The sequence below is a fragment of the Frateuria sp. genome (assembly GCF_035695185.1).
In the GTDB taxonomy this organism is placed as follows: Bacteria; Pseudomonadota; Gammaproteobacteria; order Xanthomonadales; family Rhodanobacteraceae; genus Frateuria_A.
Map to the genome: position 1 here is coordinate 70,450 of NZ_DASSES010000105.1, position 6,799 is coordinate 77,248.

Consider the following 6,799-nt stretch of genomic DNA (forward strand, 5'->3'; position numbering starts at 1 on the left):
TTCGTCCACCGCACTTGCTGCCGCGCCCCGCCGCGGCGCAACGAACGAGCCCGGCGCGGGGCCGGGCTCGTGGGAACGACCTGAAGGGCCGGCTTACTGGCAGGTTACGCCTACCGCGTTGAACGCGGCCACGACGTCGCTGCGGGAATAGCCGTAGTCGTCCGCCGCGTTCTCCACGCCGCAGGCGCCCGAGTTGAACGTGGCCGTGGCCGTCCAGTACATCGCGTTGGCCCGCTCGAACACCTCGAAGGCCTTGCGCGTGTTCCAGGTCGACGTCTTGGCCAGCGTGCAGAACGCCTTGTTGTAGACGCCGCTGGAATAGTGGACATCCAGGCCGCTGTAGTACTGCGAAGCGTTGTCGATCGAAGCGCCGTCCTTGCTAGGCGTGCACATCCAGCGCAGGGCCGGATCGGTCTTGGTGATGTCGGCGCCCACCAGCCAGTCGTTGGCGCCACGGTCGTAGTACTCGGCCGCTTCGCCGGCCATGTCCGAGAAGGCCTCGTTCATGCCGCCGGACTGGCCCGAGTACTGCAGGTTCGAATGCTGCTCGGTGAAGCCGTGGCTGATCTCGTGGCTGGTCACGTCCAGCGCGGTGAGCGGATAGAAGTAGCTGGCGCCGTCGCCGAAGTTCATCGACGAGCCGTTCCAGAACGCGTTCTCGTAGTTGCGGCTGTAGTGCACGTTCATCACCAGCTGCATGTTCAGCGGCGGGGCGCCGAACCAGGCGTTGTACATGTCGTGCACGACCGCGCCGAAGTGGTGCGCATCGTTGATCGGCGAGTAGGCGCCGTTGATGCCGTCGCCGCTGCTGGTCGGGCAGGTGAAGGTCCAGAGGGTCGCGCGGTTGCGGCTCTGGTTCATGTCGTTGGTCTTGACGTCGGTGTTGACCATCGAGCAGGTGCTGCCCGACTGGGTGACCGCCAATGCCGGGTAGTCGGTGCCGTAGAAGTACTCACCGGTCTTCTGGTTGCCGCCCGGGCCGTTGGCGCTGGCCGCCGTACCCGTGCCGCCACCACCGCCGCCACCGGGCTTGCCCTTGGTGGTCAGGCCTTCCCAGCTTTTCAGCACCGCGCCGGAATTGGCATCGATGATCGCCGTCGGGCGGGTCGGGCGGCCGTTGTGGTCGTCGAAGAACGAGGTGAGGTAGACCAGGCGCGCCTTCTTGCCTTCGGCATAGACGTACAACTCGTGCCTGACGTTCTGCAGGCTGGCGTCGGAGACCGCATTGGCACCGATGCCATAGGGCAGGAAGCCGGCATGCTGGCGCAGCGCGGCCAGCGCCTGGGCACCGCTGAGGCGCGGCGTGACCGATGCCAGGTCGAAGCCCAGGCCGTTGGACAGGTGGCCTTCGACGCTGCGCACATTACCGGCGCCGTCGCGTTCGACCACCACGCTGCGGCCGTATACCGGCACGCCGCGGAACATCTGGCGCTCGCGGGTCTTGATCGTGCCGTGGGCGGTGCGAAGTTGCAGGCCCGGGGCCAGCGAGGCCTGCGGGTCCATGCCCAGGCGCCGGGCCAGTGCGCTGGCATCCAGGCGACCCAGCGCCGGCGTGTGGATGAGGTTGGGCGTGGCGGCCTGGGCAGCAGCGGCCACGACGAGTCCGAGGGCGCCCAGCAGGGCGCCGGCAAGCGGTTTTTGCAGCATTGGTTTTTCCCTCCCAAGGAAATGGATGGGCGGTCGGTAGCGTCCTGCCTCGTCCGCCGTCGCGTCGGCACGCGCCGATCCTCCCCCGGGAAGCGCTGTGCCGACAGGGCAACCTGCGCCGCCCCGAGGGGGCATGTCATCCTGCCGCGTCGCATCCGCGCGGCGGCCCCCAGGGGACCGCGTGCTAGCCTGATGACCGGGTCGATGCTGAGAGTGGCTGCATGAGTGTTGTGTCCACGTTGCGTGAGCTGAACCATGACCAGCGCCACACGGTGCTGGCCAGTTTCCTGGGCTGGACGCTGGACGCCTTCGACTACTTCCTGCTGACCTTCGTGATCGTGGGCGTGGCCGGCGAATTCGGGGTCGACAAGCCGGAGGTGACGCTGGCGCTGCTGCTGACGCTGGCCGCCCGCCCCATCGGTGCCCTGATCTTCGGAAGGCTGGCCGACCGCTACGGGCGGCGGCCGATCCTGATGCTGGACGTGGTGCTGTTCTCGCTGTTCGAGCTGGCGACCGCGTTCTCCACCTCGCTCACGATGTTGCTGGTGCTGCGTTTCCTGTTCGGCATCGCGATGGGTGGCGAATGGGGTATCGGCGCCTCGCTGGCGATGGAGGCGATCCCGCCGAAGTCGCGCGGCATCGTCTCGGGCCTGCTGCAGAGCGGCTATCCCTGCGGCTTCTTCCTCGGTGCGCTGGCCAACTGGCTGCTGATCGACCACATCGGCTGGCGCGGGCTGTTCGTGGTCGGCGCCGCGCCGGCGCTGCTGGTGCTGTACATCCGCCGCAAGGTCCCGGAATCGCCGGTCTGGCGGCGGCAGCGCGAGGCACCCCGGGTCGGGCTGCGCGAGGCACTGCGCGGTCGCTGGAAACTGGTGCTGTACATGATGCTGCTGATGACCGCCTTCAACATGTTCAGCCACGGGTCGCAGGACCTGTACCACACCTTCGAGGAGGTCAACCTGCACCTGCCCACCGGCTCCGCCGCGGCGTTCGTGCTGGTGGCGCTGCTGAACCTCGGGGCGCTGGCCGGCGGCCTGTTCTTCGGTGCGCTGTCCGAGCGCATCGGCCGGCGCCGGGCGATCGTCATCGCCGCGTTGTTGGCCATCCCCGTTATTCCGCTGTGGATGTACGGCGGCACGCTGGTGCTCTACGGCCTGGGCGCGTTCCTGATCCAGGTGATGGTGCAGGGCGCCTGGGGCGTGGTGCCCACGCATCTCAACGAGCTTTCGCCCGGGCACATGCGTGGCACGCTGCCGGGCTTCGCCTACCAGACCGGCAACCTGCTGGCGGCGGTCACCGCCACGGCGCAGGCGTGGATCGCCAGGGCACACGGCGGCGACTACGCATTCGCCATGTCGGTGTGGATCGCCGTGGTGGCGCTGCTGCTGGCGCTGCTTGCCTGGCTGGGGCCGGAGGCGCGCGGGGTAGGCTTCGGCCACGCGCGGGACTGATAGAATCCCCGGCTTTGCACCCCACGAGACAGGCAATGAAGGCAGGCAAGGACAAGGTCATCGCGTTCCACTACACGCTCACGGTGGACGGCGACAAGGTGGAAAGCTCGCGCGACAACGGCGAGCCGCTGTGGATCCTGCTTGGCCACGGCCAGCTCATCCCGGGGCTGGAAAAGGCGCTGGAAGGCCATGAGGCCGGCGAGACGCTCGCGGTGGAGATCGCCCCGGCCGAGGGTTACGGCGAGCGCGAGGATGGCCGCATCCAGCGCGTGCCGAAGAAGTATTTCCAGCAGGCCAACAAGCTCAGGCCCGGCATGGCGACGGTGCTGGCGCTGAAGGAGGGCGGCCACCGCGCGGTCACCGTGCACAAGGTGGGCATGAGCACGATCGACGTGGACCTCAACCATCCGATGGCCGGCAAGACCCTGCACTTCGACGTGGCGATCGAGCAGGTGCGCGACGCCACCGAGGACGAGATCACGCACGGCCACGCGCATCCGCCGGGCCAGGAAGCGCACTGAAGCCGGGCTTCAAACGGTAACGAAAGCGGCGCCCCAAGGCGCCGTTTCCTTTGCACCTTCTCCCCTCCGGGAGAAGGTTGGTCCCGGCTTCAGCCCGCCGGATGAGCCGCCGATCCCGCCCCGGCCCGTCTTCCCTCAATCCAGCAGCCGCTTCCCGAACGCGAAGTGGTCGCGCCAGTACGGCCCGTCGATGTCGTCCAGGCGGACCGTGCCGCCACTGTTGGGCGCATGCACGAATCGCCCCTTGCCGACGTACACGCCCACGTGGCTGATGTCCCCGCCGATGTCGAAGAACACCAGGTCGCCGCTGGCCAGTTCGGTCATGCGCCTGACCTTGCGGCCGTCCATCTCGGACATGGCGTGGGAGCTGTGGGGCAGCACGATGTCGGCCGCATTGCGATAGATGTAGTCGACCAGGCCGCTGCAGTCGAAGCCGCTCTGCGGCGTGTTGCCGCCCCAGTGGTAGGGGGTGCCGACCAGCGCGATGGCGCGGAACAGGACATCGTTGGCAGTGCCTGCACTGGCTGCCGAGGGGGCCTTTGCAGGCAGGTCGGCCAGGGTCGAATGCGAAGCCCTGAAGGTCGGCTCGCGGCGGTGCGGGCTCCCGGCGCAGGCCGCCAGCAGCAGGGCCGCCGTCCCGACCAGGCCCATGCGCAGGCGCGTGGCAGCTGAAGGACGTCCGGACGCAGTCATGGCAACCTCGGCAGTGTTTTGGCCGAGCTTAGTCAATCAAGGGCTTGCGTCAAGTTGGTGAGGCTGGCTTGTAGCTTGCCGGATGCCGCGTCGGCCGGGCCCATTCACATCGATCAGCGGCGGGAGAGGCATGCTGGGGTGACTCCATGGAGGCTGCATGACCCAGCATTTCGATCTGATCGTGCTCGGCGCCGGTTCCGGCGGGCTGACGGTGGCGCAGCGCGCCGCGCGGTATGGCGCGAAGGTGGCGCTGCTCGATCCGGGCCCGCCGGGCGGCACTTGCGTGAACCTGGGTTGCGTGCCGAAGAAGGCGCTCTGGTTCGCCGCACAGCTCGCTCAGGGGCAATCGCTGGCGGTCGACTACGGATTCGACCTCAGGCCCGGCCGGCTGGACTGGAACCGTTTCCGCCTGATGCGCGAGCGCTATATCCAGGATATCCGCCGGCGCTACGCGCAACGGCTGGAGGAAGCGGGCGTGACGTGGATCGGCGCGGCCGGGCGACTGCTGGCGCGCGACACGGTGGAGGGAGGCGGCGCGCAGTACCGCGCCCCGCAGGTCATCATCGCCACCGGCGCCCGCCCGAAGCGGCTCCCGTTACCGGGCTTCGGGCTGGGCATGGTGTCGGACGACATTTTTTCGATCGAGAGATTGCCGCGTTCGATCGGGATCGTGGGCGGCGGCTACGTGGCGACCGAATTCGCCTGCCTGCTGCGGGCACTCGGCTGCGAGGTGGAACTGCTGATCCGCAAGCAGCTGCTCGACGGCTTCGATGCGGAGCTGGTGCAGGCACTGGCGGCCCAGATGCGCGAACAGGGCATCCGCATCACGCCGCAGAGCAACGTCACCGGGGCGCGCGGCACCGCGGGGGCCTTGCTGCTGGACGATGCCGGCGGAGCCGCGCACGGACCGTACGAGGCGGTGCTGTGGGCGGTCGGCCGCGTGCCGAACAGCGACACGCTCGGACTGGAGGAGCTGGGCGTGGGCCGCGACGGCAAGGGCTTCATCCAGGTCGACGCGCACCAGAACACCACGGTCCCGGGCATTACGGCGATCGGGGACGTGACCGCCTGTCCGGCGCTCACGCCGGTGGCGGTCTCGGCAGGGTACGCACTTGTCGAGCGACTGTTCGGTGGCCAGCCGGATGCCGGTTTTGACTACCAGGCAATCCCCAGCGTGGTATTCGCCGACCCGCCGCTGGGCAAGATCGGCCTGACCGAACAGGAGGCGCGGGCGCGTCATGGCGATGCGGTGAGGGTCTTCGGCAAGCGCTTCGTGCCACTGCAGTTCGCGGTCGCCGGGCGACGCGAGCCGACCGTGATGAAGCTGGTCTGCAGCGGTGACGACGAGCGCGTGCTCGGCCTGCATGCGCTGGGTCCGGGCGTCGACGAGATGCTGCAGGGCTTCGCGGTGGCGATGCGCCAGGGTCTCACCCGGCGCGAGCTGCGCGGCGCGGTGGCCATCCACCCGACGTCGTCGGAGGAACTGCTGCTGATGCACTGAGGCCCTGCCGGGCCGGCGTTACACTGACCGGATGGACATCTTCCGCCTCGATCAGGGCAGCGCGCCCCTGTTGATCAGCCTGCCGCACGACAGCAGCCACATTCCCGACGACATCGCCGCGCGCATGCATCCCTCGGCGCGGCGGTCCCCGGACACCGACTGGCACGTCGCCCGGCTGTACGCGCCGCTGGCCCAGGCCCTGGGCGCGAGCCTGCTGCGACCGCTGGCCTCGCGCTACGTGGTGGATCTCAACCGGCCTGCCGACGGTCACGCGCTGTATCCGGGCAGGCGCGAGACCGGGCTGGTGTCCACCATCGGTTTCGACGGTGAGCCACTGTATCTGGAAGGCGCCCCGGACGTCGCCGAAGTTCAACGCCGCGTGAACGATTATTGGCGTCCCTACCACGCGGCGCTCCAGCAGGAACTTGCGAGGTTGCGCGCCCTGCACGGGCGCGTGGTGCTCTGGGAGGGCCATTCGATCCGCAGCCGCGTGCCGATGCTGTTCGACGGCCAGCTGCCGGACTACAACCTCGGCACCGCCGATGGCGCCAGCTGCGGCGCGCCGCTGCAGGCGCGGCTCGATGCCGTGCTGCAGGGGCAGGACGGCTATAGCCACGTGGTCAACGGCCGCTTCAAAGGCGGCTACATCACCCGGCACTACGGCCGTCCGGCAGAGAAGGTGCAGGCGGTGCAGCTGGAACTGGCCCAGTACACCTACATGGACGAGGACAGCCTCGACTTCCTGCCTGCGCAGGCGGCGGGCGTGCAGGCGGTGATAGGCGCGCTGCTGCGCGCCTGTCTCACCGAAGACTAGGCTCGCCTCAGCGCGGCTCGCCGATGCGGCTGGCCAGACGCTCCAGTCCCGCCTCGTAGCTCGGCCAGATCGCGCCGTGACTGTCGATGTGCACGCCCAGGTCGTTCATGTGGCCATTGGTCAGGCTGTAGCACCAGGCGTGCACGCTGAGCTGCTGCCCGCGCTCCCAGGC

General features: G+C 68.7%; 6 protein-coding genes. 4 read left to right on the forward strand and 2 right to left on the reverse strand.

The window, feature by feature from the left end; genetic code table 11:
- Positions 1-93 precede the first annotated feature (93 nt).
- A complete protein-coding gene (locus VFH59_RS08570) occupies positions 94-1,647 on the reverse strand; it encodes a M4 family metallopeptidase (RefSeq protein ID WP_325164469.1) in 1,554 nt (517 codons plus the stop codon).
- Between the two features lie 221 nt (positions 1,648-1,868).
- Between VFH59_RS08570 and VFH59_RS08575 the strand changes: the two genes are divergently transcribed.
- Entirely contained in the window at positions 1,869-3,098 is a 1,230-nt protein-coding gene (locus VFH59_RS08575; protein ID WP_325164470.1) for an MFS transporter, read from the forward strand.
- A gap of 35 nt (positions 3,099-3,133) precedes the next feature.
- Positions 3,134-3,619, forward strand: a complete 486-nt coding sequence (locus VFH59_RS08580; RefSeq protein WP_325164471.1) for a peptidylprolyl isomerase — start codon at positions 3,134-3,136, stop codon at positions 3,617-3,619.
- A gap of 135 nt (positions 3,620-3,754) precedes the next feature.
- Here the strand turns inward: VFH59_RS08580 and VFH59_RS08585 are convergent, their stop codons facing one another.
- Positions 3,755-4,312, reverse strand: a complete 558-nt coding sequence (locus tag VFH59_RS08585; protein WP_325164472.1) for a C40 family peptidase — start codon at positions 4,310-4,312, stop codon at positions 3,755-3,757.
- Positions 4,313-4,469: 157 nt separating this feature from the next.
- Between VFH59_RS08585 and gorA the strand changes: the two genes are divergently transcribed.
- Positions 4,470-5,813 carry a glutathione-disulfide reductase gene (gorA, locus tag VFH59_RS08590; RefSeq protein ID WP_325164473.1) on the forward strand — a complete coding sequence of 448 codons (1,344 nt, stop codon included), beginning with the start codon at positions 4,470-4,472 and terminating at the stop codon, positions 5,811-5,813.
- A gap of 31 nt (positions 5,814-5,844) precedes the next feature.
- Positions 5,845-6,627: an N-formylglutamate deformylase gene (hutG, locus tag VFH59_RS08595; protein WP_325164474.1), complete on the forward strand. Its 783-nt coding sequence runs from the start codon at positions 5,845-5,847 to the stop codon at positions 6,625-6,627.
- Positions 6,628-6,799: the final 172 nt, after the last annotated feature.